We start from the raw sequence: 24,442 nt of genomic DNA, 5'->3' as shown, positions 1-24,442 counted from the left end.
GCATGCTGGGCCGCTGCGGGGCTACTCGACCAGCGTGCTGGGGCCGCTGCGCGGCTGCTCGATCAGCAGGAGCGGAAGCACCCACCCCCGCTCCGGAGCGTGGCGCCCCGGAGGGGTCGCCACCCCTGCAGACCGGCCGCCGCTCCGCAGGGTCACCGGCGATCCGCGTGCCAGCGGATCGTCGTACCCGGAACGCGACCGGCCCTTGCCAGCCCAACCCGCCGAGAAGCCGACCGCCGACGGACGACGAGGAACGAGGAGTCCGTCGCAGAAGGGCCCGGTCGCGACAGCGACCGGGCCCTTCTGCAGAGACTCAGTGGTCCCAGTTCTCCACCGGCTCGGAGGAGCTGGAGGAGCCGACGACGTGCACGCGCATGTCGTTGGTGGTGCCGGCGCGTCCGGGGGGCGACCCGGAGACGACGACGACGGTGTCGCCGGCCTTCGCGAGGTTCTCGCGGAGGAGGACGGCGTCGACCTGGGCGAACATGGCGTCCGTGTGGTTCACGCGGGGCGTGACGTAGGACTGGACGCCCCAGTTGAGCGCCATGCGGCGGCGGACCGAGGGCTCGGGGGTGAAGCCGATGATCGGGATGCCGTGGCGCAGGCGCGTCATGCGGCGGACGGAGTCGCCGGACTCGGTGAAGACGCAGAGGAACTTGGCCTCGACGAACTCGGCGACCTCGGCGGCGGCGAGGGTGACGGAGCCGCCCTGGGTGCGCGGCTTGCTGCCGAGCGGGGGGATCCGCTCGAGCCCGTGCTCCTCGGTCGACTCGACGATGCGGGCCATGGTCTGGACGGTGACGACCGGCCAGGCGCCGACGCTCGTCTCGCCGGAGAGCATGACCGCGTCGGCTCCGTCGAGGATGGCGTTGGCGACGTCGGAGGCCTCGGCGCGGGTGGGGCGCGGGCTCTCGATCATCGACTCGAGCATCTGGGTGGCGACGATGACGGGCTTGGCCCAGCGGCGGGCGAGCTCGACGGCGTGCTTCTGCACGATCGGCACGGCCTCGAGGGGCAGCTCGACGCCGAGGTCGCCGCGGGCGACCATGATGCCGTCGAAGACGTCGATGATCTCCTGCAGGTTGTCGACCGCCTGCGGCTTCTCGATCTTGGCGATGACGGGAGCCTTGCGGCCCTCCTCCGCCATGATCTCGTGCACGCGCACGATGTCGCTGGCGTTGCGCACGAAGGAGAGCGCGATGATGTCCGCGCCGAGGCGGATCGCCCAGCGGAGGTCGTCCTCGTCCTTCTGCGACAGCGCGGGCACGTTGACCGCGACGCCGGGCAGGTTGATGCCCTTGTTGTTCGAGATGTTGCCGGGGACGACGCACTCGGTGATGACGCGGGGACCCTCGACGGCGGTGACGCGGACCGCGACCTTGCCGTCGTCGATCAGGAGCATGTCGCCCGGGTTCACGTCGTCGGGCAGGCCCTTGAACGTGGTGCCCGAGAGCTCCTTGGTGCCGAGGACGTCCTCGGTGGTGATCGTGAAGACGTCGCCCTCGGCGAGGGGGTACGGACCGCCCTCGAACTTGCCGAGGCGGATCTTGGGACCCTGCAGGTCGACCATGATCGCGACGGCGCGACCGGAGTCCTCGGCGGCCTTGCGCACGAGGCGGTAGATGCCCTCGTGCACGTCGTAGCTGCCGTGGCTGAGGTTCATGCGGGCCACGTCCACGCCGGCGTCGATGATCGCACGAATGGTCTCGTACGACGACGTTGCCGGGCCGAGGGTGGCGACGATTTTCGCTCGTCTCATTGAGGGGGTGCTCCGTTGTTCTGCGCCCGAGGGCGCGTCGATAGCGGGGAGGGTGAGCTGTGAAGCTGGCGCGCGAAGACTATCGCGTCCGTGGGACTAGAGCGTGAAGCCCCGGTCGTTGGGCCCGACGGGCGCGGGCAGCTGGGTGGTGCCTTCGAGGTAGCGGTCGATCTCGGCCGCGACGGAGCGGCCCTCGGCGATCGCCCAGACGATCAGCGACTGGCCGCGGCCGGCGTCCCCGGCGACGAAGACGCCCGGGACGCTGGTCTCGAAGCGGTCGCCGCGGACCACGTTGCCGCGGTCCGTGAAGGGGACCTCGAGCTGGCCGGCGAGGTGCTCCGACTCCGGGCCGGTGAAGCCCAGGGCCAGGAGGACCAGGTCGGCCGGGATCTCGCGCTCGGTGCCCGCCTTGGGCACGCGGCGTCCGTCGAGGTACTCGGTCTCGGCCACGCGCACGGCGCGGACCTCGCCGACCTCGTTCGCGAGGAACTCGACGGTGGAGGCGAGGTAGACGCGCTCCCCGCCCTCCTCGTGGGCGCTGGCGACCTCGAAGACGGTCGGGTCCATCGGCCAGGGCTGGCTGTCCGGACGCTGCGACGGGGGCTGCGTGCCGATCGCGAGGTTGGTGACCGAGGCCGCCTTCTGGCGGTGCGCGGTGCCGATGCAGTCGGCTCCGGTGTCGCCGCCGCCGAGGACGACGACGTGCTTGCCCTCGGCCGAGATCTGCTCGAAGACGCGGTCGCCGGCGATGGCGTGGTTCGACTGCACCAGGTACTCCATGGCGAAGTGCACGCCGGCCAGGTCGCGGCCGGGGATCGGCAGATCGCGCGGGACCATCGCGCCGGTGGCGACCACGACGGCGTCGTAGCGCGCGCGCAGGTCGTCCCAGGTGATGTCCGTGCCGATGTCGACGCCGGCGCGGAAGCGGGTGCCCTCGGCCTTCATCTGGTTCAGGCGCAGCTCGAGGTGCTTCTTCTCCATCTTGAAGTCGGGGATGCCGTAGCGCAGGAGGCCGCCGATGCGGTCGTCGCGCTCGTAGACCGCGACGGTGTGCCCGGCGCGCGTGAGCTGCTGCGCGGCGGCGAGACCGGCGGGGCCGGAGCCGACGACGGCGACCGTCTTGCCGGTCAGGCGCTCCGGCGGGTGCGGCTGCACCCAGTCGTTGCCGAAGGCCTGATCGATGATCGAGACCTCGATCTGCTTGATCGTGACCGCGGGCTGGTTGATCCCGAGCACGCAGGACGACTCGCAGGGCGCCGGGCACAGACGGCCGGTGAACTCCGGGAAGTTGTTGGTCGCGTGCAGGCGCTCGATCGCCTGACGGCCCTCGCCGCGCCACATCAGGTCGTTCCACTCGGGGATCAGGTTCCCGAGCGGGCAGCCCTTGTGGCAGAACGGGATGCCGCAGTCCATGCAGCGGCCGGCCTGCCGGCGCAACACGGCGGTGTCGCCCTGCTCGTACACCTCTTTCCAGTCCATCAGCCGCACGGACACCGGGCGCCGCTTGGGCAGCTCCCGGTCCTGCACCTTCAGGAATCCCTTGGGATCAGCCACCGGTCACCTCCAGAATCCGTCCCCAGACGACGTCGCCGTCGGGGTCGAGCCCCTCTTCGACGGCGGATGCTCGCGTCGCGAGCACCGCGGCGAAGTCGCGGGGCAGTACCTTGACGAAACGCGAGACGGTTCCGTCGAAATCGTCGAGCATCCCCTGGGCCAGGGTCGACTCGGTTTCGGCCACGTGCCGCTCGAGCAGGTCGCGCAGGATCTCCACGTCGGCGCTGCCGAGCTCGGAGAGCGTCAGCTCGCCGGTGGCGATCGCGTCGCGGTTGACGAGCTCGCGGCTCAGGTCGTGGATGTAGGCGGTGCCGCCGGACATGCCCGCGCCGAGGTTGCGGCCGGTCGCGCCGAGGATGACGGCGAGCCCGCCGGTCATGTACTCGAGCGCGTGGTCGCCTACGCCCTCGACGACCGCCGTGGCGCCGGAGTTGCGGACCAGGAAGCGCTCGCCGACCATTCCGCGGATGAACATCGTGCCCTGGGTCGCGCCGTAGCCGATGACGTTGCCGGCGATGACGTTCGCCGACGCGTCGAAGGTGCTGCGGCGGTCGGGCCGCACCACGATCTGACCGCCGGAGAGGCCCTTGCCGACGTAGTCGTTCGAGTCGCCCTCGAGGCGCAGCGTGATGCCCGCGGGCAGGAACGCGCCGAGCGACTGCCCGGCCGAGCCGCGCAGGTTCACGGTGATGGAGTCGGCCGGCAGCCCGTTCTCGCCGTAGCGGACGGTCACCTCGTGGCCGAGCATCGTGCCGACGGCGCGCTCGGTGTTCTTGATCTCACGGTCGATCACCACGGTGCCGCGGTGGTCGAGGACGTTCGCGGCGAGGCGGATCAGCTCGTTGTCGAAGTGCTTCTCCAGCTCGTGCTCCTGCGCGCGGCCGTGGCGGCGCGGCTCCTCGGCGCGGAAGACCGGGCCGACCAGGATCGGCGTCAGGTCGAGCCCGCTCGCCTTCCAGTGCTCGATGGCGCGGTTGACGTCGAGCAGCTCGCGGTGGCCGACGATCTCGTCGATCGAGCGGAAGCCGAGCTGGGCGAGGTACTCGCGCACCTCCTGGGCGATGAACTCGAAGAAGTTGACGACGAACTCGGGCTTGCCGTTGAAGCGCTTGCGCAGCTCGGGGTTCTGCGTCGCGACGCCCACCGGGCAGGTGTCGAGGTGGCAGACGCGCATCATGATGCAGCCCTCGACGATCAGCGGGGCGGTGGCGAAGCCGAACTCCTCGGCGCCGAGCAGGGCGCCGATGACGACGTCGCGGCCGGTCTTCATCTGGCCGTCGACCTGCACCACGACGCGGTCGCGCATGCCGTTGAGCATCAGCGTCTGCTGGGTCTCGGCGAGGCCGAGCTCCCACGGCGTGCCCGCGTGCTTGAGCGAGTTGACGGGGCTCGCGCCGGTGCCGCCGTCGTGGCCCGAGACGAGGATCACGTCGGCGAGGGCCTTGGCCGTGCCGGCCGCGACCGCGCCGATGCCCGACTGGCTGACGAGCTTCGCGTGGATGCGCGCCTTCGGGTTCGCCCGCTTGAGGTCGAAGATCAGCTGCTTGAGGTCCTCGATCGAGTAGATGTCGTGGTGCGGCGGCGGAGAGATCAGGCCGACGCCCGCGGTCGCGTGCCGGGTGCGCGCGATCCACGGGTAGACCTTGGTCGGCGGCAGCTGGCCGCCCTCGCCGGGCTTGGCGCCCTGGGCGAGCTTGATCTGGATGTCGTCGGCGTGGGTGAGGTACATGCTCGTGACGCCGAAGCGGCCCGAGGCGACCTGCTTGATCGCGGAGCGGCGCTCGGGGTCGAGCAGTCGCTCGGTGTCCTCGCCCCCCTCGCCGGTGTTCGACTTGGCGCCGAGGCGGTTCATCGCGATGGCGAGCGTCTCGTGCGCCTCCGGCGAGATGGAGCCGTAGCTCATCGCCCCGGTGGAGAAGCGCTTGACGATCGACTCGACCGGCTCGACCTCGTCGATCGGGACGGGCGTGCGGCCCTCCGTGTCGAGGGTGAACATGCCGCGCAGGGTCATCAGCGACAGCGCCTGGTCGTCGACCATCTTGGTGTACTCGCGGAAGACGTCGTAGCGGCGGTTCCGCGTGGAGTGCTGCAGCCGGAAGACGGTGTCCGGGTTGAAGAGGTGCGGCGCGCCGTCGCGGCGCCACTGGTACTCGCCGCCGACCGCGAGGCGCTCGTGCGCGACGACCGCGCCGTCCTCGGGGTACGCGGCGCGGTGGCGCGCGGCGTTCTCCTCGGCGACGACCTCGATCCCGATGCCGCCGAGCTTGGAGGCGGTGCCGGTGAAGTACTGGTCGACGAAGACCTGGCTGAGGCCGACGGCCTCGAAGGTCTGCGCGCCGGCGTAGCTGGACACGGTCGAGATGCCCATCTTGGACATGATCTTGAGCACGCCCTTGCCGAGCGCCTTGATCACGTTCTTGACGGCCTTCTCGGGCGAGAGGTCCGAGATCATGCCGCTGCGGACCAGCTGCTCGCAGGTCTCCATCGCGAGGTACGGGTTCACCGCGGAGGCGCCGTAGCCGATCAGCGTCGCGACGTGGTGCACCTCGCGGACGTCGCCGGCCTCGACGACCAGCCCGACGCGCATCCGGTTCTCGGTGCGGATCAGGTGGTGGTGCACGGCGGCGAGCATCAGCAGCGAGGGGATCGGCGCGAGGTCCTTGGTGGAGTCGCGGTCCGAGAGCACGAGGAACTGCGCGCCGGCGGCGATCGCCTCGTCCGCCTCGGCGCACATCGCGTCGAGCCGGTCCTGCATGGCGCGGGGGCCGGCGTCGACGCGGTAGAGGCCGCGGATCGTCGTGGTGATGTGGCTGAGCGGGCGCGGCGCGATGTGCTGGATCTTGGCCAGCTCGTCGTTGTCGATCACCGGGAAGTCGAGGACGACCTGGCGGGCGTGCTCGGCGCCGGCCGAGAGCAGGTTGCGCTCCGGGCCGAGACCGAGGCGCAGCGAGGTGACGACCTCCTCGCGGATCGAGTCGAGCGGCGGGTTGGTCACCTGCGCGAACGCCTGGGTGAAGTAGTCGAACAGCAGCCGCGGGCGCTTGGAGAGCACCGCGACCGGGGTGTCGGAGCCCATGGCGCCGAGCGGCTCGGCACCGGCCTTCGCCATCGGCAGCAGCAGGAGCCGCACCTCCTCCTCGGTGTAGCCGAAGGTGCGCTGGCGCCGGTTGACCGACGCGGGCGTGTGCACGATGTGCTCGCGCTCGGGCAGGTCCTTGAGGTTGATGCGGCCCTTGTCGAGCCACTCGTCGAAGGGACCGGAGTCGGCGAGCTGCGCCTTGATCTCCTCGTCCTCGACGATGCGGCCCTGCTCGGTGTCGACCAGGAACATCCGGCCCGGCTGCAGCCGGCCCTTGCGGACGATCTTGGCGGGGTCGATGTCGAGCACGCCGATCTCGCTGGCGAGCACGACGAGGCCGTCGTCGGTGACGACGTAGCGGCCGGGACGCAGGCCGTTGCGGTCGAGCGTGGCGCCGACGAGGTCGCCGTCGGTGAAGACGATCGCGGCGGGGCCGTCCCACGGCTCCATGAGCATCGAGTGGTACTCGTAGAAGGCGCGGCGCTTCTGGTCGATCGCGGCGGCCTGGTTCTCCCACGCCTCCGGGACCATCATCATGATCGCGTGCGGCAGCGAGCGGCCGGCGAGCGTGAGCAGCTCCACCGTCTCGTCGAACGAGGCGGAGTCGCTGCGGCCGGTCGAGACGATCGGGAACAGCGGCGAGAGGTCGCCGAGCTCGGCGCTCTTCAGCTGCGACTGGCGCGCGCGCATCCAGTTGCGGTTGCCCTGCACCGTGTTGATCTCGCCGTTGTGCGCGATCATCCGGAACGGCTGCGCGAGCGGCCAGGACGGGAAGGTGTTGGTCGAGTAGCGGGAGTGCACCAGCGCGAGCTTCGAGGTGAAGCGCTCGTCCGAGAGGTCGGGGTAGAAGGGCTCGAGCTGGAGCGTGGTGACCATGCCCTTGTAGACGAGCGTGCGGCTCGAGAGCGACATGAAGTACACCTCGAGCTCGCGCTCGACGCGCTTGCGCAGGCGGAAGGTGAGGCGGTCGAGGCGGAGGCCGGCCAGCGGCACGCCGGCCGCGTCGGTCAGCTCGCTCGAGACGTAGAGCTGCTCGATCGCCGGCATGGCGGCGCGGGCGAGCGTGCCGATCTCGTCCGGCTGCACCGGGACGGAGCGCCAGCCGAGGACGGTGAGGTTCTCCTCGCGCGCCAGCTCGGCGATGGTCGACTTGACCCGCTCGCGCTCGAAGACGTCGACCGGGAGGAAGGCGTTGCCGACCGCGTACTGCCCGACGGGGGGCAGCTCGATGGCCGCGACGGCGCGCAGGAAGTCGTCGGGGATCTGGGTGATGATCCCCGCGCCGTCGCCGGTGCCGGCGTCGGAGCCGACCGCGCCGCGGTGCTCGAGGTTGCGCAGCGCGTTCAGCGCGGCGTCGATGATGTCGTGCCCGGCCGTCCCGCGCATGGTGGCGACCATGGCGAGACCGCAGGCGTCCTTCTCGGCCGCCGGGTCGTACATCCCCTGCGCGGACGGGGTGCCGAGGAACGGCACGGCGGGGACGCGGGGCGAGGGCTGAACGGGAGCCATGGGGACCGTCCTCACGAGAGTCGTAGCGGATCGGGACGTCGCTGGCCCGCGGTGTGGTGGTGGAGGAGCGGCTCCCCGATCGGGAGGGCCGTGCATTCGGTGGTCGCGGAGCGGAGGTCTGGCGCCGTCGTCGGGGTCGTGCGCTCGCTCCCCCGCGGCAGCGCTTGTGGCTGAGCCGCGGTGGGGCGGACGGACGGAGAGGTGAGCTGGATGCGGGGCCGCGGGGGTGCCGCGGACCGCGTCAGCTGCGGGAGACCGTCGACTTCTCGGCGTCGGTGCCGGAAGAAGGAGTGGTGGCGTCGGAGTCGGACTCGACGTCCTCGAATTCTACCGCAGCCGGGGCGGGCGTCCACTCGCGGCCGGGCCGATAGGCCGAGGTCTCGCGACCCGGGTGCTCGCGCCGCTGGATCACGACGAGGACCAGGCCGACGACGACGGCGGCCAGCGCCGCCCAGACGTTGGTGCGGATGCCCCAGAAGAACTCGCTCGGGTCGATCCGGATGGACTCGAACCAGACGCGGCCGATGCCGTACCAGATCAGGTAGGCGGCGAAGACGGTGCCCCACTGCAGCTTGAGACGGCGCTCGAGCAGCAGGATGACCGCGATGCCGACGACGTTCCAGAGGATCTCGTAGAGGAAGGTCGGGTGGAAGAGCGTGCCGGCGGGCAGGCCGACGGGGAAGGCCGGGTTGCTGCTCTCGATCTCGAGGCCCCAGGGCAGGGTCGTCGGGAGGCCGAACAGCTCGTGGTTGAACCAGTTGCCGAGGCGGCCGATGGCCTGCGCGGCGAGCATGCCGGGGGCGAGGGCGTCGGCGAAGGTCCAGAAGCGGACGCCGGTCCAGCGGCAGCCGATCCAGGCGCCGACGGCGCCGCCGATCAGGCCGCCGAAGATCGCGTTGCCACCGTTCCAGATCCGGATGATCTCCCACGGGTCCGCGCCGGCGTAGAAGTAGTCGCCGGGGTGCGTGAGCACGTGGTAGAGCCGCGCGCCGATGATGCCGAGCGGCACAGCCCAGATGATGATGTCGAGGACGACCCACGGCTCGGCGCCGCGGCGCTTGAGGCGGGCGTTCGTCATGATCGTGGCGACCACGATGCCGACCAGGATGCAGACGGCGTAGGTGTGGATCGAGAACGCGCGATCGAAGAGCGTGAAGTCGTACTGACTCCACGCCTCGGGCGGACTCGGGATGCTCAGCGGTACGGACACCGGTACGTCGACCTTTCGAAGGAGGGATCCCGCGGTCGCGGCGGCGCCGCGCCCCGACGGGCATCCCGAGTGTACTGGGAGGCGTCAGGCGCGCGGACGCGTGCCCTCTGCCAGACCGCGAGCCGTCTCCGCCACCGCGGCGACTCCCCCGGAGGCGAGCGCGCGCACGAGGGCCGAGCCGACGATCGCGCCGTCGGCGTAGGCGAGGATCTCGGCGACCTGGTCGCCGGTCGAGACGCCCACGCCGACGCAGGCGCTGTCCGACCCGGCGGTGCGCAGGCGCTCGACGAGCGTGCGGGCGGCGCGGTCGACGTCGGCACGCGCTCCGGTGATGCCCATCGTCGAGACGGCGTAGACGAAGCCGCGGCTCGCCTCGACGGTCGCGCGCAGGCGCTCGTCGCTCGAGGAGGGGGCGGCGAGGAAGACCCGGTCGAGGCCGAGGCGCTCGGAGACGGCCATCCACTCGGCTCCCTCGTCGGGGATGAGGTCGGGCGTGATCAGGCCGGAGCCGCCGGCCTCGGCGAGGTCGGTGGCGAAGCGCTCGACGCCGTACTGCAGCACGGGGTTGTAGTACGTCATCACCAGCACCGGCACGTCCACGCGGGCGCGGATCTCGCGGACCGCGTCGAAGCCGTGGCGCAGGCGGAAGCCGCCGGCGAGGGCGGCCTGGGTCGCCTCCTGGATGACGGGGCCGTCCATCACCGGGTCGGAGTAGGGCAGGCCGAGCTCGATCGCGTCCACGCCGTTCTCGGCGAGGGCCACTGCGGCGTCGATGCTCGTCGCGAGGTCGGGGAAGCCGGCGGGCAGGTAGCCGATCAGGGCGCCCGCGGCCTCGTGGTTGCGGCGGCGGACGGTCTCGGCGACGCTCGGGCCGACGCCGCTCACGACTGCACCGCGCCCTGGTCGACGAGTCCGAAGTAGCGCGCGGCGGTGGTCATGTCCTTGTCACCGCGGCCGGAGAGGTTGACCAGGATGGTCGCGTCGGGGCCGAGCTCGCGGCCGAGCTCGAGCGTGCCGGCGAGGGCGTGCGCCGACTCGATCGCGGGGATGATGCCCTCGGTGCGGCTCAGCAGCATCAGGGCGTCCATCGCGGCGGAGTCGGTGACCGCGCGGTAGTCGGCGCGGCCGATGCTGGAGAGCCAGGCGTGCTCGGGGCCGACGCCCGGGTAGTCGAGACCGGCCGAGATCGAGTGCGACTCGACGGTCTGGCCGTCCTCGTCCTGGAGCAGGAAGCTGCGGGCGCCGTGCAGGACGCCGGGGCGGCCCTTGCTGATGGTCGCCGCGTGGCGCGGGGTCTCGATCCCGTCGCCGCCGGCCTCGAAGCCGACCAGCCTGACCTCGGGGTCGTCGAGGAACGCGTGGAAGATGCCCATCGCGTTGGAGCCGCCGCCGACGCAGGCGGTGACCGCGGTGGGCAGGGCGCCGGTGAGGGCGAGGACCTGCTCGCGCGCCTCCTCGCCGATGATCTTCTGGAAGTCGCGCACCATCGCCGGGAAGGGGTGCGGGCCGGCCACGGTGCCGAAGACGTAGTTCGTCGTCTCGACGTTGGTGACCCAGTCGCGCATCGCGTCGTTGATCGCGTCCTTGAGGGTGCGCGAGCCGGTGGTCACCGAGACGACCTCGGCACCGAGCAGGCGCATCCGGGCGACGTTGAGCGCCTGGCGCTCGGTGTCGACCTCGCCCATGTAGACGACGCAGTCGAGCCCGAAGAGCGCGGCGGCCGTGGCGGTGGCGACGCCGTGCTGGCCGGCGCCGGTCTCGGCGATCACGCGGGTCTTGCCGATGCGCTTGGTCAGCAGCGCCTGGCCGAGCACGTTGTTGATCTTGTGCGAGCCGGTGTGGTTGAGGTCCTCGCGCTTGAGGATGATCCGCGCACCGCCCGCGTGCTCGGCGAAGCGCGGCACCTCGGTGATGATCGAGGGCCGGCCGGTGTAGCTGCGGTGCAGCTCGGTCAGCTCGGCGCGGAACGCCGGGTCGACCTTGGTGCGCTCGTACTCGGCGCTCAGCTCGTCGAGCGCCTTCACGAGCGACTCGGGGACGTAGCGTCCGCCGAAGTCGCCGAAGTAGGGACCGAGTTCGTCTCGGAGTGCCATGGCAGTGCCGCCTATCGGTGGATCGTGATCAGTGCGCCAGGAAGCCGGCGAGGGTGGAGACGGGGTCGCCGCCGGTGACGAGGGCCTCGCCGACGAGGACGACGTCCGCGCCGGAGCGGCGGTAGTGCGCGACGTCGTCGGCCGAGAGGACCGCCGACTCCGCGACCTTGACGGCGTCGGCCGGGAAGCGCTCGGAGAGCCGGCCGAAGAGGTCGCGGTCGAGCTCGAAGGTGGAGAGGTCGCGGGCGTTGACCCCGATCAGGCGCGCGCCGAGGTCGGCGGCCCGTTCGAGCTCGTCGCCCGAGTGGGTCTCGACCAGCGGGGTCATCCCGAGCTCGAGGACGAGGGCGTGCAGCTCGGCCAGCACGGGCTGCTCGAGCGCGGCGACGATGAGCAGGACGAGGTCCGCTCCGGAGGCGCGCGCCTCGAGCACCTGGTAGGGCTCCGCGATGAAGTCCTTGCGCAGGACCGGGATCGACACCTTCGCGCGGACGGCCTCGAGGTCGGCGAGGGAGCCCTTGAAGCGGCGCTCCTCGGTGAGGACGCTGATCGCGCTCGCTCCCCCGAGCTCGTACTGCCCGGCGAGCAGCGCGGGGTCGGGGATCTCGGCGAGGGCGCCGCGGGACGGGCTGGACCGCTTGACCTCGGCGATGATCCTGACGCGCTCGGCCGGAGCCAGCGCGGCGAGGGCGTCGAGGGCGGGCGGGCGCTCGGCGGCACGCCGCTCGAGGGCGGCGAGCGGGACGGTCTCGCGACGCCGGGCCGCGTCGGCCAGGGCGCCGGCGGTCAGATCGCCGAGCACTCTACGCGCGCGCCTTCGGGTTGGCCTTCGCGCCGTCGACGCCGTAGCCCAGGCGGGCCAGGATCACACCGACGAGGAGGCCGACCACGACGAGTCCGGCGGACAGCCAGACGACGAGGGGCAGGTCGAACCAGAAGGCGATCGTGCCGACCGTGAAGCCGACCAGCATGATGACGACGGCCGTCCACGCTGCGGGCGAGTGGCCGTGGTTGTCGTCGTCGTGCTCGGTGCTCATGGCTCTCCTCCTGGACGTGCGTGGGAACCAGAGCAGTCTAGCGGCTCGCGCCTGAAGGGCCTCGCCGACGGGCGGGTCCGCCGGGGGCCGCTCAGCGGGCGGACGTGGGGTCGTCGCCGCGGGACAGCTCGTCCCAGGAGACGACGGGATCGATGTCGCCGTCGTCGGTCTGCACGGTCGTCGCGCCGTGGCCGTAGCCGTCGGCGGGCTCGAACCGGGAGGCGCGCTTCTTCTTCGCGCCGGGCCAGCGGCGGACCGTGACGAGCACGAGCACGCCGATGACCGCGGTCAGCACGCCGGCCACCAGCGCGACGACCGGCCAGGCGGTGACGGAGGACGAGGCGACGAGCGCGGCGACCGACTCCCGGCCCGCGATCGCGGTCGCGTCGGTGACCAGCGACGAGCCGGCGCGCACGGGATCGGCGAGCGCGGTCGAGGCGGCCAGGACGACCGAGCCGCCGAGGACGATCTGCAGCAGCCCGAGGACGATCCGGAAGGCCGGCCCGGCGATGGCGAGCGCGGCCGCGAGAGCGAGCCCGGCGAGGGCCAGGGCCGACAGGGCCGGCGCGGCGACGGTGCCGACGACGGAGAGCGCCCGGCCGTCGCCGACGCCCGGGGTGAGCACGAGCGTTGCCCAGGGCTGGGTGGAGGCGGTGAGCTCGAGCGCGGCGAGCAGCACGATCCCGAGGATCGCGGAGTACTTGAGGCGCCGGCCGCTCACGCCTGCGGCCCGAGGTCCGTCACCGGGGCGAGCGGATCGACGTCGAAGCAGGAGTGCTCGCCGGTGTGGCAGGCGGCGCCGATCTGCTCGACCTGCACGAGCAGCGTGTCGGCGTCGCAGTCCAGCGCGGCCCCGCGGACGTACTGGGCGTGCCCCGAGGTGTCGCCCTTCCGCCAGTACTCCCGGCGGGAGCGCGACCAGAAGGTCACCCGGCCCTCGGTCAGCGTGCGGCGCAGCGCCTCGCGGTCCATCCAGCCGAGCATCAGCACCTCGCCGGTGTCGTGCTGCTGGATGACGGCGGGCAGGAGGCCGCTCGCGTCGAAGGTCGCGCGGTCGAGGACCGCGGTGAGGTCGTCGGGGGTCGTCGTGCCGTCGGTCGTCGTCTCGGTGCTCATCGGCGGATCTCGATCCCGGAGTCGTCGAGGGCGCGCTTCACGTCGCCGATCGTCAGCTCGCGATTGTGGAAGACGGAGGCGGCGAGCACCGCGTCGGCGCCCGCCTCGATGGCGGGGGCGAAGTGCTCGACGGCACCGGCGCCGCCCGAGGCGATCACCGGCACGGTGCTCAGCTCGCGCATCGCGCTGATCAGCGGCAGGTCGAAGCCCTGCTTCGTGCCGTCGGCGTCGATCGAGTTGACCAGCAGCTCGCCGGCCCCGCGCTCGACGGCCTCGGCCGCCCAGGCGAGCGCGTCGAGCGTCGTCTCGCGGCGGCCGCCGTGGGTGGTGACGACGAAACCCGAGGGCGTGGCGTCGCTCCGCTTGACGTCGAGCGAGAGCACCAGCACCTGCGCGCCGAAGACGTCGGCGATCTCGCCGATCAGCTCGGGGCGGGCGATCGCGGCGGAGTTGACGCCGACCTTGTCCGCGCCGTGCGCGAGCAGGCGCGAGACGTCCTCGACGGAGCGCACTCCCCCGCCGACGGTCAGCGGGATGAAGACCTGCTCGGCGGTCGCGCGGACGACCTCGTAGGTGGTGGAGCGGTCGTCGACGGTGGCCGTGACGTCGAGGAAGGTCAGCTCGTCGGCGCCCTGCTCGAAGTAGAGCCGGGCGAGCTCGACCGGATCGCCGGCGTCGCGCAGGTTCTGGAAGTTGACGCCCTTGACGACGCGGCCGGCGGCCACGTCGAGGCACGGGATGACGCGGACGGCGAGACTCATCGCTCCCCCTCCTAGAGGCGTGCGGCGTGGATCGAGGTGACCAGGATCGCGCGGGCGCCGAGGTCGTAGAGGCGGTCCATCACCTGGTTCATGTCGGCGCGCGGCACCATGACCCGCACGGCGACCCACTCGGGGTCGTGCAGCGGCGAGACGGTGGGCGACTCGAAGCCGGGCGCGAGCGCGGTGGCGGTCTCGAGCAGCGCGACGGGGCAGTCGTAGTCGAGCAGCACGTACTCGCGGGCGACGAGGACGCCCTGCAGGCGGCGCAGCAGGACCGGGATGCCCTCCGGCTCGCCCGCGCCGGAGACGAGGACGGCCGTGGACTTCAGGATGACCGGGCCGAAGATCTCCAGGCCCGCCTTCCGCAACGTGGTGCCGGTCTCGACGACGTCGGCGATCACGTCGGCGACGCCGAGCTGGATGGCCGACTCGACCGCGCCGTCCAGGCGGATGAGGGTGACCTCGACGCCGTGCTCGCGGAGGAAGCGGCCGACGAGCCCGGGGTAGCTGGTCGCGACGCGGAGGCCGTCGATCTGCTGCAGCTCGGTGTAGCGTCCGGCCGGACCGGCGAAGCGGAAGGTCGAGTCGGCGAAGCCCAGGCTGGCGATCTCGCGCGCCTCGGAGCCGGAGTCGATCAGCAGGTCGCGGCCGGTGACGCCGACGTCGAGCGCGCCGGAGCCGACGTAGGTGGCGATGTCGCGCGGGCGGAGGTAGAAGAACTCGACCCCGTTGCGCTCGTCGACGACGTGCAGCTCCTTGGGATCGCGACGGCCGGTGTAGCCGGCCTCGGCCAGCATCTGGCCGGCGGTCTCGGAGAGCGAGCCCTTGTTGGGGACGGCGACGCGCAGGAGCGCGGGCGGAGCGGTGGTGCCGGTGGTCTCAGGAGTGGTGGGGGTGGTCGTGGTCACGACGGGACGTCCTCTGGAGGTCGAGGGTGATTCGGTGAGCGGAGGCGCGACGGCGCCTCGGAGAGCGTGGGAGCGCGCGGCCACGTGGCGGCGGCGCACTCCGGCGATCGGCGGGACGCTCACAGATGTCGGTAGACGTCGGCCGTCGTCAGGCCCTTCGCGAGCATCAGCACCTGCAGGTGGTAGAGCAGCTGCGAGATCTCCTCGGCCGTGCGCTCGTCGCCCTCGTACTCGGCGGCCATCCACACCTCGGCGGCCTCCTCGACGATCTTCTTGCCGATGAAGTGCACACCGGCGTCGAGCTCGCGGACCGTGCCCGAACCCTCGGGACGCGCGGCGGCCTTCTCGCCCAGCTCAGCGAAGAGGTCGTCGAAAGTTTTCACCGGGGAAGTCTATACGCGGCGGCGGACCGGCGAGGGCGGCCGGGTCAGTGGCGGTGCAGGAGGGAGGACGCGGTGTCGCGGAGCGCGGCGATGGCGGCCTCGGGGTCGTCGGCGCCGAACACGGCGGAGCCGGCGACGAAGGTGTCGGCGCCCGCCTCGGCGGCGATCTCGATCGTGCCGGGGGCGATGCCGCCGTCGACCTGGAGCCAGACGTCGAGGCCGGTGCGGTCGACGACCTCGCGCAGCGCGCGCAGCTTGGGCATGGTCTCGGCCATGAAGGACTGGCCGCCGAAGCCGGGCTCGACCGTCATCACGAGCACCTGGTCGAATTCGGACAGCAGGTCGAGGTAGTCGTCGACGGGGGTGCCGGGCTTGAGCGCGATGCCGGCGCGCGCGCCGATCCCGCGGAGTCGGCGGGCCAGCGCGACGGCGTCGCGCGCGGCCTCGGCGTGGAAGGTCACGGAGTAGGCGCCAGTCTCGGCGTAGCCCGGCGCCCAGCGGTCTGGGTCGTCGATCATCAGGTGCACGTCGAGCGGGCGCGGCGAGACCTCCTGCAGGCGCTGCACCATCGGCAGGCCGAAGGTGAGGTTCGGCACGAAGTGGTTGTCCATCACGTCGACGTGCACGAGATCGGCCCCGGCAATCCGCTGCAGCTCGGCCTCGAAGTTGACGAAGTCGGCGGACAGGATGCTGGGGTTGATCCGTGCGGGCATGCTCCCCAGCCTAGGCGCGGCGGACGGGCCGTCAGGCCGGGCTGCGGCGCAGCAGCTGGATGAACATCGCGTCGGTCCCGTGCCGGTGCGGCCAGAGCTGCGCGTGCAGCGCGCCGTCGGCCAGCGGCAGCGGCTCGCGGGTGATGCCGTCGAGGACCGCGGGGGTGTCGACGAGCTCGAAGCCGCCGGGGTGGCGCTCCGCGGCGAGGGCGAGCACGCGCTTCGTCTCGCCGAGGTGCGGCGAGCAGGTGACGTAGGCGAGCAGTCCGCCGGGCGCGAGCGCGGCGAGGGCGGAGTCGAGCAGCTCGCCCTGCAGGGCGGCGAGCGGGGCGACGTCGTCGGCGGTCTTCCGCCAGCGCGCCTCCGGGCGGCGGCGGAGGGCGCCGAGTCCGGTGCACGGGGCGTCCAGGAGGATGCGGTCGAAGGCGCCCGGCTGCTCCTCGCCGACCGCCCGGCCGTCCCCGGTGCGGACCTCGACGGTCGGGTCGACCGCGGCGAGGGCCTGGCGGACCAGCCCGGCCCGCGCGGGGACGACCTCGTTGGCCAGCAGCGTCGCGCCGCCCGCGCGTGCCTCGGCGGCCAGCAGCGCCGCCTTGCCGCCGGGACCGGCGCAGAGGTCGAGCCAGCGCTCGCCCTCGCGGACGGGCTCCGCGCGGGAGAGTGCGAGCGCGGCCAGCTGGGAGCCCTCGTCCTGGACGCGCACGCGGCCCTCGTGCACAGGCGCGATCGCCTCGGGGTCGCCTCCGGTGCTGACGAGGCCGACCGGCGAGTAGCGGTCGGGCTCCGCGTCGGGCAGCTCGGCGGCCTCGGCGAGTCCGGGCAGGGCGACGAGGTTCACCCGCGGGGCCGCGTTGTCGGCGGCGAGCAGCGCCTCGAGCTCGTCGGCGGCGCCCTCGGCGGCGAGGGCGCGGCGCAGGGCCTTGACGATCCAGACCGGATGCGAGGTCGCCGCGGCGATCCGGTCGTCACCCGAGGTCGCCGCGTCCGCGACGCGCTGCTGCCACTCCTCGGCGCTCGAGCGGGTCACCGAGCGCAGCACCGCGTTCGCGAAGGCGACGGCGCCGCGGGAGGAGCCGCCCGCGACCAGCGCGACGCTCTCGTTGACGGCGGCGTGCGCGGCGACGCGGGTGCCGAGCAGCTGGTGCACGCCGAGCCGGAGCGCGTCGAGCACCGGGGCGTCGAGGGTCTCGACGGCGCGGCCGGCCGCGAGGGCGATCACCCGGTCGTAGTAGCCGGAGAGGCGGAGGGTGCCGTAGCAGAGCTCGGTGGCCAGGCCCGCGTCGGCCGGCGAGAGCCCCGCGGCGCGGATCCGGGCGGGCAGCACGAGGTTGGCGTAGGCGTCGCCGCCGCTGACCGCGAGCAGGACGTCGTAGGCGACCTGGCGGGCCGGCGCGACGCGGGTGCGGCCGCTCACGCGAGCACCGTGCTCTCGCGCAGGCCCCGGGCCCAGGCGGCGCCGGGCATCGGGGTCTTGCCGGCGGGCTGCACCGAGACGAGCTCGACGGCTCCGTCGCCCGTGCCGACCAGGGCACGGCCGGCATCGAGGAGCACGGCGCCGGGGGCGAGGGGAGCGTCCATCAGCGCCTCGTCGACGGCGAGCACCTTCAGCCGCGCGTCGCCGACCGCCGTCGACGCTCCGGGCTCGGGAGTGACCCCGCGGACGAGCGCGAGAATCCGTGCGGTCGGCAGGGACCAGTCGATCCGGCCGTCGGTCGCGTCGAGCTTGGGGGCGAGCGTGACCTCGCCCGACTGCGGCACGGCGACCGCAGTCCCGGCGGCGAGCCCGTCGACGACCTCGCCGGTCAGGGCGGCCCCGCGCTCGGCGAGCACCTCGAGCAGCTCGCCCGCCGAGCGCCCGGCGACCTCCTCCTCGATCCCGGCGAAGACGTCGCCCGCGTCCAGCTCGGCCACCAGCTGGAAGACGGCCGCGCCGATCCGCTCCTCCCCCGCCATCAGCGCGCGCTGGACGGGCGCCGCCCCGCGCCAGCGCGGCAGCAGCGAGAAGTGCAGGTTGATCCAGCCGAGGCGCGGCACCGCCAGCAGCCGCGCGCGGACCAGGCCGCCGTAGGCCACGATCACGCCGAGGTCCGGCTCGAGAGCCGCGATCCGGTCGGTGACCTCCTCGTCGAGGCGGTTCGCCTTGAGCACCGGCAGGCCGAGCTCCTCGGCGACCGCGGCGACGGGCGAGGGCGTGAGCACGCGCTTCCGGCCGACGGGCGCGTCGGCCCGAGTGACCACCGCGACGATCTCGTGCTCGGAGGCGGCGAGGGCGCGCAGGGTGGGGACGGCGGCGGCCGGCGTGCCGGCGAAGACGAGGCGCACGAGGAGCTCCTGAGCGTGGGGGTCGAGCGGAGAACGGGTCCGGGGGACGGGTCTAGAGGATGTCGGGGTCGTCCAGCCGGACGCGCAGCTTCGGTGCCGGCCGGAAGCGGCCCGGCGTGGTGGGCGGCCGGCGGCGGCGGGTCGCGTTGCGGATCACGGCGGACCGGAGGCGGGCGGCGACCTCCGCCCCGCGAGCGTAGTCGAAGCGCACGATCGCCCGGACGGAGCCGTCCTCGAGCCCGACCGGGCCGAGCACCTCGTGCCGGTCCGCCTCGTCGAGCGCGTCGAGCGCCTCCGTCACGGCGTGCGCGTCGCCGCTGACGGTCGCGAGCCGGACGGCCGGCGGGAAGCGCAGCTCGCGCCGCTCGATCAGCTCGGCGCGGAGGTACTCGTCCTGGCGCCAGGTCGCGAGGGCCGTCGCGAGGCGCCCGGCGACGCCGACCAGCAGCACGGGAGCGCCGGGGCGGGCCAGCGCGGCCGCGTTCGACCAGGTGCGCAGGGCGTCGTCGGCGACGCGCAGGCTCTCCCGCGCGAGCATCCGCTCGCCGTCGAGCAGCAGCACGGCGTGGTAGCCGCCGTCGGCTCGCGGCTCGCCGCCGCGGGTGGCGACGACGAGCGCGGGCGTCCCGGGCACGGTGAGGATCGGGTGGGCACCGTCCGCGACGACGACCTTGACGCCCGGGAACGCGCGACCGAGCTCCTCCGCCGTGCGGCCGGCGCCGAGGCTCACCAGGCGCAGTGCCGTCGCCTCGCAGACCGAGCAGTGCCAGTCGGCGGCGATCAGCCCGCACCAGCCGCAGCTCGGCCGGGCCCCCGCCGCGTGCACGGCGAGCGGACCCTGGCAGCGGTTGCAGCGCGCCACGGTGCGGCAGCGCGCACAGGCGACCACCGGCGCGTAGCCGGGGCGGGCCACCTGGACGAGCACGGGACCCGAGTCGAGGGCGATCCGCGCCTGCCGCCAGGCGGTCGACGGGATGCGCGCGGCCTGGTCGTGCTCGTCGGCGGCCGTCTGCTGCGCGGTCGGCACGACGTGTGGGCGCCGCGAGGGCCGCGGCTGCACCGGGGCGGCGAAGCCGAGGCCGACCAGCCGCTCCACCTCGACCGTGCGGGTGTTGCCGAGCAGGACCAGCCCGGCGCCGCTCTGCTCCTGCCGCACCAGCGCCACGTCGCGGGCGTGCGCGTACGGCGCGAGCGGCTCGGCGAAGAGCGGATCGCCGTCGTCCCAGAGCGCGATCAGGCCGAGCGCCGACGAGGGCGCGTAGAGCACCGAGCGGTTGCCGACGATGACCCGCGGACCCGGGGTGAGGCAGCGCAGGAACGCGGCGTAGCGGCCGGCGCCCTTCTGCCGGGCGTCGAGGCGCACGACCGCGTCCTCGGGCACGTGCTCGGCGAGGGCCTGCTCGAGCTGCTCCTGGTCGCGGTAGTCCGGCACCGCGAGGATCGCGTCGCGCCCGGCCGCCAGCGCGGTGCGGGCGAGCTCGGCGAGCGTCACCGCCCAGCCGCCCACCCACGCTCCGGAGGCGAGCTGCACCGGGGCGGGCACGGCGTTCACCGCGAGGCGACCGCCGTCGAGGAGGCGGTCGAACGTCTCAGCGGGGTAGCCGGTCACCGCGCCGGGCACGGTGCCGTCCGCGACCGGCTCGGCCGGAGCGGACTCCGCGTCTGATTCGGACGGGACGGCGGCCGCGTCCACCTCGGCGAGGGCGGCGAGGTGCGCCCGCTCGACACGCACGTGGCGCCGCGGCACCGCGAGGCGCAGGACGTCGCTCGCTCCCCCGGCGGCACGGTCGGCGACGCGCCGGGCGAGCGCCCAGACCTCCGGGGTCAGCACGACGAGCGGCGAGACGAGCTCCTCGAGCTCGCTCAGTGCTCCCGCGTGCTCGGAGCCCTCGCCGACCTCGACGACGAACGCGTCCGCGATCCGCCCGCCGGTGCGCAACGGAACCCGGACCCGGACACCGGGCCGGACGCCGTCGCGCAGCGCCTCGGGGATCGCGTAGTCGAGCAGCCGGTCGAGCTGCGGGAGCGGCGAGTCGAGGAGCACGCGCGCGACGCGCCCCGCCGGACCGGTCACCGCCTCCCCCGCCGCGTCGGCGCCTACGAGAGACCCGCGGCGGAGCGGAGGTCGTCGACGCGGTCGAGGCGCTCCCAGGTGAAGTCGGGCAGCTCGCGGCCGAAGTGCCCGTAGACCGAGGTCTGCGAGTAGATCGGGCGGAGCAGATCGAGCGCGTGGATGATCGCGGCGGGACGCAGGTCGAAGACCGAGCGGATCGCCTCGGTGATCTGCTCGTCGGGCAGGGTGCCGGTGCCGAAGGTCTCGACGTAGAGGCCGACCGGGGCGGCCTTGCCGATCGCGTAGGCGACCTGCACCTCCATCCGGCGGGCGAGCCCCGCGGCGACCGCGTTCTTCGCGACCCAGCGCATGGCGTAGGCGGCCGAGCGGTCGACCTTCGACGGGTCCTTGCCCGAGAAGGCGCCGCCGCCGTGGCGCGCGGCTCCGCCGTAGGTGTCGACGATGATCTTGCGGCCGGTGAGCCCGGCGTCGCCCTGCGGGCCGCCGATCTCGAAGCGGCCGGAGGGGTTGATCAGCAGGCGCACCGCGGAGGAGTCGAGGTCGACCCGCTCGAGGACGGGGCGGATCACGTGCTCCTCGATGTCGGCGTGGATCGTGGCGGTGCTCACGTGCTCGGCGTGCTGGGTGGAGAGGACGACCGTGTCGATCGTGGCCGGCGTCGTGCCGTCGTAGCCGATGGTGACCTGCGTCTTGCCGTCGGGCCGGAGGTAGTCCAGCTCGCCGGTCTTGCGGACCTCGGCGAGGCGCTCCGCGAGGCGGTGCGAGAGCCAGCTCGGCAGCGGCATGTACTCGGGGGTCTCGTCGGTGGCGAAGCCGAACATCAGGCCCTGGTCGCCCGCGCCCTGGCGGTCGAACGCGTCGTCGTCGGACGCGTCGCCGCGCACCTCGAGGGCCGTGTCGACACCCGCGGCGATCTCGGGCGACTGCTGCCCGATCGAGACGGAGACGCCGCAGGAGCGGCCGTCGAAGCCCTTGAGCGAGGAGTCGTAGCCGATCTCGACGATCGTGTCGCGGACGATCGCGGGGATCTCGACGTAGCCGGAGGTGGAGACCTCACCGGCGACGTGCACGAGCCCCGTGGTGACGAGCGTCTCGACGGCGACCCGGCTGCGCGGGTCCTCGCGGAGGAGCGCGTCGAGGATGCGGTCCGAGATCTGATCGCAGATCTTGTCCGGGTGACCCTCGGTCACGGACTCGGAGGTGAACAGGCGGAGGGGGCCGGAGGTCATGTCGAGCGTCTCATTCCGTAGGGCGCGGCAGCCGGAGCTGTCTCGATCCGGTGCAGTCCCGCACCGGGCTCGCCCTCTCACCGGGGGCGGACCGGGCCAGGGAGTCGCCCTAGCGCGCGACCACGTCGAGGACGCGATCGGCGACCGACGCCTTGCTGCCGGAAGCCTCGATCACTATATCTCCGGCCCGATCGAGGACCACCACGGTGTTGCTGTCGCTCTGGAAACCCTCGGCCCAGCCGACCCTGTTGAGGACGAGCAGGTCGCAGCCCTTGCGGGCGATCTTGGCGCGGCCGAGGGCGAGCATGGCGTCCCGGTCGGGCTCGGTCTCGGCGGCGAAGCCGACGATCAGCTGCCCGTCGGTCTTCGCGGCGGAGATCTCGGCGAGGACGTCCGGGTTCTTCACGAGCTCGAGGACGAGGCGGTCGCCCTGCTGCTCCTTCTTGATCTTGGCCTCGGAGACGTCGGCCGGCCGGTAGTCGGCGACGGCCGCGGCCATGATCACGATGTCGGCGTCGCGAGCGGCGGCGAGTGCGGCCTCGCGCAGCTCGAGCGCGGTGCCGACGGGGACCACCGCCACGCCCTGCGGCGCCTCGATGTCGAGGTTCGCGGCGAGGAGGGTGACCCTCGCTCCGCGCGCGGCCGCGGCGACCGCGAGCGCGACGCCCTGCCGGCCGCTGGAGCGGTTGCCGACGAAGCGGACCGGGTCGAGCGGCTCGCGGGTGCCGCCGGCGGTGACGAGGACGCGCAGGCCCTCGAGGTCGCGCCGGGCGGCGGTGGCGCGGGCGTGGACGGCGAGGGCCTCGGCGACGATCGTCGCCGGCTCCTCCATCCGGCCCGGGCCCGAGTCGGCGCCGGTGAGCTGGCCGACGGCCGGGCCGACGAGGTGGACGCCGCGGGAGCGCAGCGTCGCGACGTTCGCGACCGTGGCCGCGTTCGCCCACATCTCGGTGTGCATCGCCGGAGCGACCACGACCGGAGCGGTGCTGGCGAGCACCGTGTTGCCGAGCAGGTCGTCGGCGAGGCCGGTGGCGAGCTTCGCCAGGGTGTGCGCCGTCGCCGGGGCGATCACGATGAGGTCGGCCGCCTGGCCGATCGCCACGTGGCGCACCTCGGCGACGCCCTCGTAGAGCTCGGTGTGCACCGCGTTCCGCGAGATGGCCTCGAGCGTCGGCTTGCCGACGAAGCGAAGCGCCGCCTCGGTGGCCACGACGTGGACGTCGTGACCCTCGAGGACCAGCGCGCGGACGACCCCGACCGCCTTGTAGGCGGCGATGCCGCCGGTGATCCCGACGACGACGTTCAGCCGTGCGGCCCGTCTCGATGACCGCATGTCGCGGAGCGCCCCCGGTCGGGACTACTCGTCGAGGGGCTCGGCGACCGGACGGGCGACGAGCTTGTCCTCGTTGATCTCGTGCAGCGCGACCGAGAGCGGCTTGTCGTCGATGGTCGAGTCGACCAGCGGGCCGACGTTGTCGAACAGGCTGCCCTCGTGCAGGTCGGCGTAGTAGTCGTTGATCTGGCGCGCGCGCTTGGAGGCGAAGATGACGAGCGCGTACTTCGAGTCGACCTTCGAGAGCAGCTCGTCGATGGGCGGGTCGATGATGCCGAGGTTGTTGGCCATGGTGTCTCCTAGCGTGGCGCGAAGCGCCGATCTGCGGCTCCGGAGCGGCACGGCGCGCGATCACCGGGGAGGGCGATCGGGGCAAGGCCCGGAGGTGGTCGGTGGTCTCGGTCTCAGCGGCCCGGATCGGCGGGCGTGCTGTCGGCACGAGGCGACATCAATTCTACGACCTCGCGTGCCGCTTCGGGCACGGTGCTGTTCACGACGCAGAAATCGAACTCGTCCTGCGCGGCCAGCTCGACCTTCGCGGTGGTGAGCCGGCGCTCCTGCTCCTCGGGGCTCTCGGTGCCGCGGCCGACCAGGCGGCGGACCAGCTCCTCCCAGCTCGGCGGCAGCAGGAAGACCAGCCGGGCGTCGCCCATCCGCTCGCGCACCTGCCGCGCGCCCTGGATGTCGATCTCGAGCATGACCTGGCGGCCGGCGGCGAGGGCCGCGTCGATCGGGCCGCGGGGCGTGCCGTAGCGGTAGGCGTTGTGCACCGTCGCGTACTCGAGGAACTCCCCCGCCTCGACCATGCGGTCGAACTCGGCGTCGTCGACGAAGTAGTAGCTGACGCCCTCGATCTCGCCAGGGCGCGGGGCCCGCGTGGTCGCCGAGACGGACAGCAGGACGTCGGGGTAGTTCTCGCGGATGTAGCCGGAGACGGTGCCCTTGCCGACCGCGGTCGGACCGGCCAGCACGACGAGCCGGTTGCGCTCGCCGCGGCGCTGACGCGACTCGCGCTCCTCCAGGAACGCGCCGAGGCCCTCGACCTGACGGCGGCCGAGGCCGCCGAGGCGCTTGGACGGCGCGATGCCGAGCTGCTCCATCACCCGCGGGGTCTTCACCACGCCGAGGGCGGGGACGGCGCGCAGCAGCTCGCTGACGCGCATCCGACCCTCGACGCCGGTCGGGTCCTCCTGCGCGGCGGCGAGCACGGCCGTAGCGGGCCGGTCGCCGGCGGCGACGCCCTTCTTCACCTGGGCGCGGGCGCGGCGCGCGGCGATCGCGGCCTCCGAGGCGGCGCGGCGGTCGACCGCGGGCGGCGCAGGGCGGCGCGCGCCGGACGGCGCCTCGGCGGCGGGGTCGATC

At 73.1% G+C, this 24,442-nt stretch carries 21 protein-coding genes; all 21 read right to left on the bottom strand.

From position 1 onward, the window contains the following. Window positions 1-313: 313 nt before the first annotated feature. Complete coding sequence (gene pyk, locus EDF36_RS11225; RefSeq protein ID WP_123446241.1) at window positions 314-1,759, bottom strand: pyruvate kinase; 1,446 nt, start codon at window positions 1,757-1,759, stop codon at window positions 314-316. Window positions 1,760-1,855: 96 nt separating this feature from the next. Further along, entirely contained in the window at window positions 1,856-3,313 is a 1,458-nt protein-coding gene (locus EDF36_RS11220; protein ID WP_123446240.1) for a glutamate synthase subunit beta, read from the bottom strand. After that, window positions 3,306-7,901: a glutamate synthase large subunit gene (gltB, locus tag EDF36_RS11215; protein ID WP_123733066.1), complete on the bottom strand. Its 4,596-nt coding sequence runs from the start codon at window positions 7,899-7,901 to the stop codon at window positions 3,306-3,308. Before gltB ends, EDF36_RS11220 begins: the two co-directional genes overlap by 8 nt. 241 nt (window positions 7,902-8,142) lie before the next feature. Then, entirely contained in the window at window positions 8,143-9,111 is a 969-nt protein-coding gene (gene lgt, locus EDF36_RS11210; RefSeq protein ID WP_372487855.1) for a prolipoprotein diacylglyceryl transferase, read from the bottom strand. 84 nt (window positions 9,112-9,195) lie between these two features. Beyond that, window positions 9,196-9,996 (bottom strand): tryptophan synthase subunit alpha, encoded by an 801-nt coding sequence (trpA, locus tag EDF36_RS11205; RefSeq protein ID WP_123733065.1) that lies wholly within the window; start codon window positions 9,994-9,996, stop codon window positions 9,196-9,198. Beyond that, complete coding sequence (gene trpB / locus EDF36_RS11200; protein ID WP_123446237.1) at window positions 9,993-11,204, bottom strand: tryptophan synthase subunit beta; 1,212 nt, start codon at window positions 11,202-11,204, stop codon at window positions 9,993-9,995. Before trpB ends, trpA begins: the two co-directional genes overlap by 4 nt. 28 nt (window positions 11,205-11,232) lie before the next feature. Then, a complete protein-coding gene (gene trpC, locus EDF36_RS11195; RefSeq protein WP_123446236.1) occupies window positions 11,233-12,006 on the bottom strand; it encodes an indole-3-glycerol phosphate synthase TrpC in 774 nt (257 codons plus the stop codon). Window position 12,007: 1 nt separating this feature from the next. Then, a complete protein-coding gene (locus tag EDF36_RS11190) occupies window positions 12,008-12,241 on the bottom strand; it encodes a DUF6704 family protein (RefSeq protein WP_123446235.1) in 234 nt (77 codons plus the stop codon). A gap of 91 nt (window positions 12,242-12,332) precedes the next feature. Then, window positions 12,333-12,962 carry a Trp biosynthesis-associated membrane protein gene (locus tag EDF36_RS11185; RefSeq protein WP_123733064.1) on the bottom strand — a complete coding sequence of 210 codons (630 nt, stop codon included), beginning with the start codon at window positions 12,960-12,962 and terminating at the stop codon, window positions 12,333-12,335. Next, window positions 12,959-13,357 carry a phosphoribosyl-AMP cyclohydrolase gene (gene hisI, locus EDF36_RS11180; RefSeq protein ID WP_123704366.1) on the bottom strand — a complete coding sequence of 133 codons (399 nt, stop codon included), beginning with the start codon at window positions 13,355-13,357 and terminating at the stop codon, window positions 12,959-12,961. Before hisI ends, EDF36_RS11185 begins: the two co-directional genes overlap by 4 nt. Further along, window positions 13,354-14,118, bottom strand: coding sequence for an imidazole glycerol phosphate synthase subunit HisF (gene hisF, locus EDF36_RS11175; RefSeq protein WP_123733063.1), 765 nt, complete (start codon window positions 14,116-14,118; stop codon window positions 13,354-13,356). Before hisF ends, hisI begins: the two co-directional genes overlap by 4 nt. 11 nt (window positions 14,119-14,129) lie before the next feature. Then, entirely contained in the window at window positions 14,130-15,026 is an 897-nt protein-coding gene (gene hisG / locus EDF36_RS11170) for an ATP phosphoribosyltransferase (RefSeq protein ID WP_123733062.1), read from the bottom strand. 119 nt (window positions 15,027-15,145) lie between these two features. After that, window positions 15,146-15,409 carry a phosphoribosyl-ATP diphosphatase gene (locus EDF36_RS11165; RefSeq protein WP_055791842.1) on the bottom strand — a complete coding sequence of 88 codons (264 nt, stop codon included), beginning with the start codon at window positions 15,407-15,409 and terminating at the stop codon, window positions 15,146-15,148. Window positions 15,410-15,453: 44 nt separating this feature from the next. Beyond that, a complete protein-coding gene (gene rpe / locus EDF36_RS11160) occupies window positions 15,454-16,122 on the bottom strand; it encodes a ribulose-phosphate 3-epimerase (RefSeq protein WP_123733061.1) in 669 nt (222 codons plus the stop codon). Between the two features lie 31 nt (window positions 16,123-16,153). Continuing rightward, window positions 16,154-17,536: an RsmB/NOP family class I SAM-dependent RNA methyltransferase gene (locus tag EDF36_RS11155; protein ID WP_260300682.1), complete on the bottom strand. Its 1,383-nt coding sequence runs from the start codon at window positions 17,534-17,536 to the stop codon at window positions 16,154-16,156. Further along, on the bottom strand, window positions 17,533-18,444 hold the full coding sequence (locus EDF36_RS11150; RefSeq protein WP_123733059.1) for a methionyl-tRNA formyltransferase: 912 nt from the start codon (window positions 18,442-18,444) through the stop codon (window positions 17,533-17,535). Before EDF36_RS11150 ends, EDF36_RS11155 begins: the two co-directional genes overlap by 4 nt. A gap of 52 nt (window positions 18,445-18,496) precedes the next feature. Beyond that, a complete protein-coding gene (locus tag EDF36_RS11145) occupies window positions 18,497-20,518 on the bottom strand; it encodes a primosomal protein N' (protein WP_123733058.1) in 2,022 nt (673 codons plus the stop codon). A 23-nt stretch (window positions 20,519-20,541) separates the two neighbouring features. Continuing rightward, window positions 20,542-21,747, bottom strand: a complete 1,206-nt coding sequence (gene metK, locus EDF36_RS11140) for a methionine adenosyltransferase (protein WP_123704384.1) — start codon at window positions 21,745-21,747, stop codon at window positions 20,542-20,544. Between the two features lie 109 nt (window positions 21,748-21,856). Continuing rightward, a complete protein-coding gene (gene coaBC / locus EDF36_RS11135; RefSeq protein ID WP_123733333.1) occupies window positions 21,857-23,053 on the bottom strand; it encodes a bifunctional phosphopantothenoylcysteine decarboxylase/phosphopantothenate--cysteine ligase CoaBC in 1,197 nt (398 codons plus the stop codon). Between the two features lie 51 nt (window positions 23,054-23,104). Continuing rightward, window positions 23,105-23,371 carry a DNA-directed RNA polymerase subunit omega gene (gene rpoZ, locus EDF36_RS11130; protein WP_123446225.1) on the bottom strand — a complete coding sequence of 89 codons (267 nt, stop codon included), beginning with the start codon at window positions 23,369-23,371 and terminating at the stop codon, window positions 23,105-23,107. Between the two features lie 113 nt (window positions 23,372-23,484). Next, window positions 23,485-24,441, bottom strand: coding sequence for a guanylate kinase (gmk, locus tag EDF36_RS11125; protein ID WP_123733332.1), 957 nt, complete (start codon window positions 24,439-24,441; stop codon window positions 23,485-23,487). Window position 24,442: the final 1 nt, after the last annotated feature.

This window comes from Rathayibacter sp. PhB152 (assembly GCF_003751395.1).
GTDB classification, from domain to species: domain Bacteria; phylum Actinomycetota; class Actinomycetes; order Actinomycetales; family Microbacteriaceae; genus Rathayibacter; species Rathayibacter festucae.
This window is presented reverse-complemented; position numbering and strand designations above follow the sequence as displayed.

Excerpts from the sequence above, each read along its gene's own strand:
- gltB (WP_123733066.1), bottom strand. The coding sequence starts at position 7,901 with ATGGCTCCCGTTCAGCCCTCGCCCCGCGTCCCCGCCGTGCCGTTCCTC.
- pyk (WP_123446241.1), bottom strand. The coding sequence starts at position 1,759 with ATGAGACGAGCGAAAATCGTCGCCACCCTCGGCCCGGCAACGTCGTCG.
- rpe (WP_123733061.1), bottom strand. The coding sequence starts at position 16,122 with ATGCCCGCACGGATCAACCCCAGCATCCTGTCCGCCGACTTCGTCAAC.
- hisF (WP_123733063.1), bottom strand. The coding sequence starts at position 14,118 with ATGAGTCTCGCCGTCCGCGTCATCCCGTGCCTCGACGTGGCCGCCGGC.
- trpB (WP_123446237.1), bottom strand. The coding sequence starts at position 11,204 with ATGGCACTCCGAGACGAACTCGGTCCCTACTTCGGCGACTTCGGCGGA.
- EDF36_RS11190 (WP_123446235.1), bottom strand. The coding sequence starts at position 12,241 with ATGAGCACCGAGCACGACGACGACAACCACGGCCACTCGCCCGCAGCG.
- hisI (WP_123704366.1), bottom strand. The coding sequence starts at position 13,357 with ATGAGCACCGAGACGACGACCGACGGCACGACGACCCCCGACGACCTC.
- metK (WP_123704384.1), bottom strand. The coding sequence starts at position 21,747 with ATGACCTCCGGCCCCCTCCGCCTGTTCACCTCCGAGTCCGTGACCGAG.
- rpoZ (WP_123446225.1), bottom strand. The coding sequence starts at position 23,371 with ATGGCCAACAACCTCGGCATCATCGACCCGCCCATCGACGAGCTGCTC.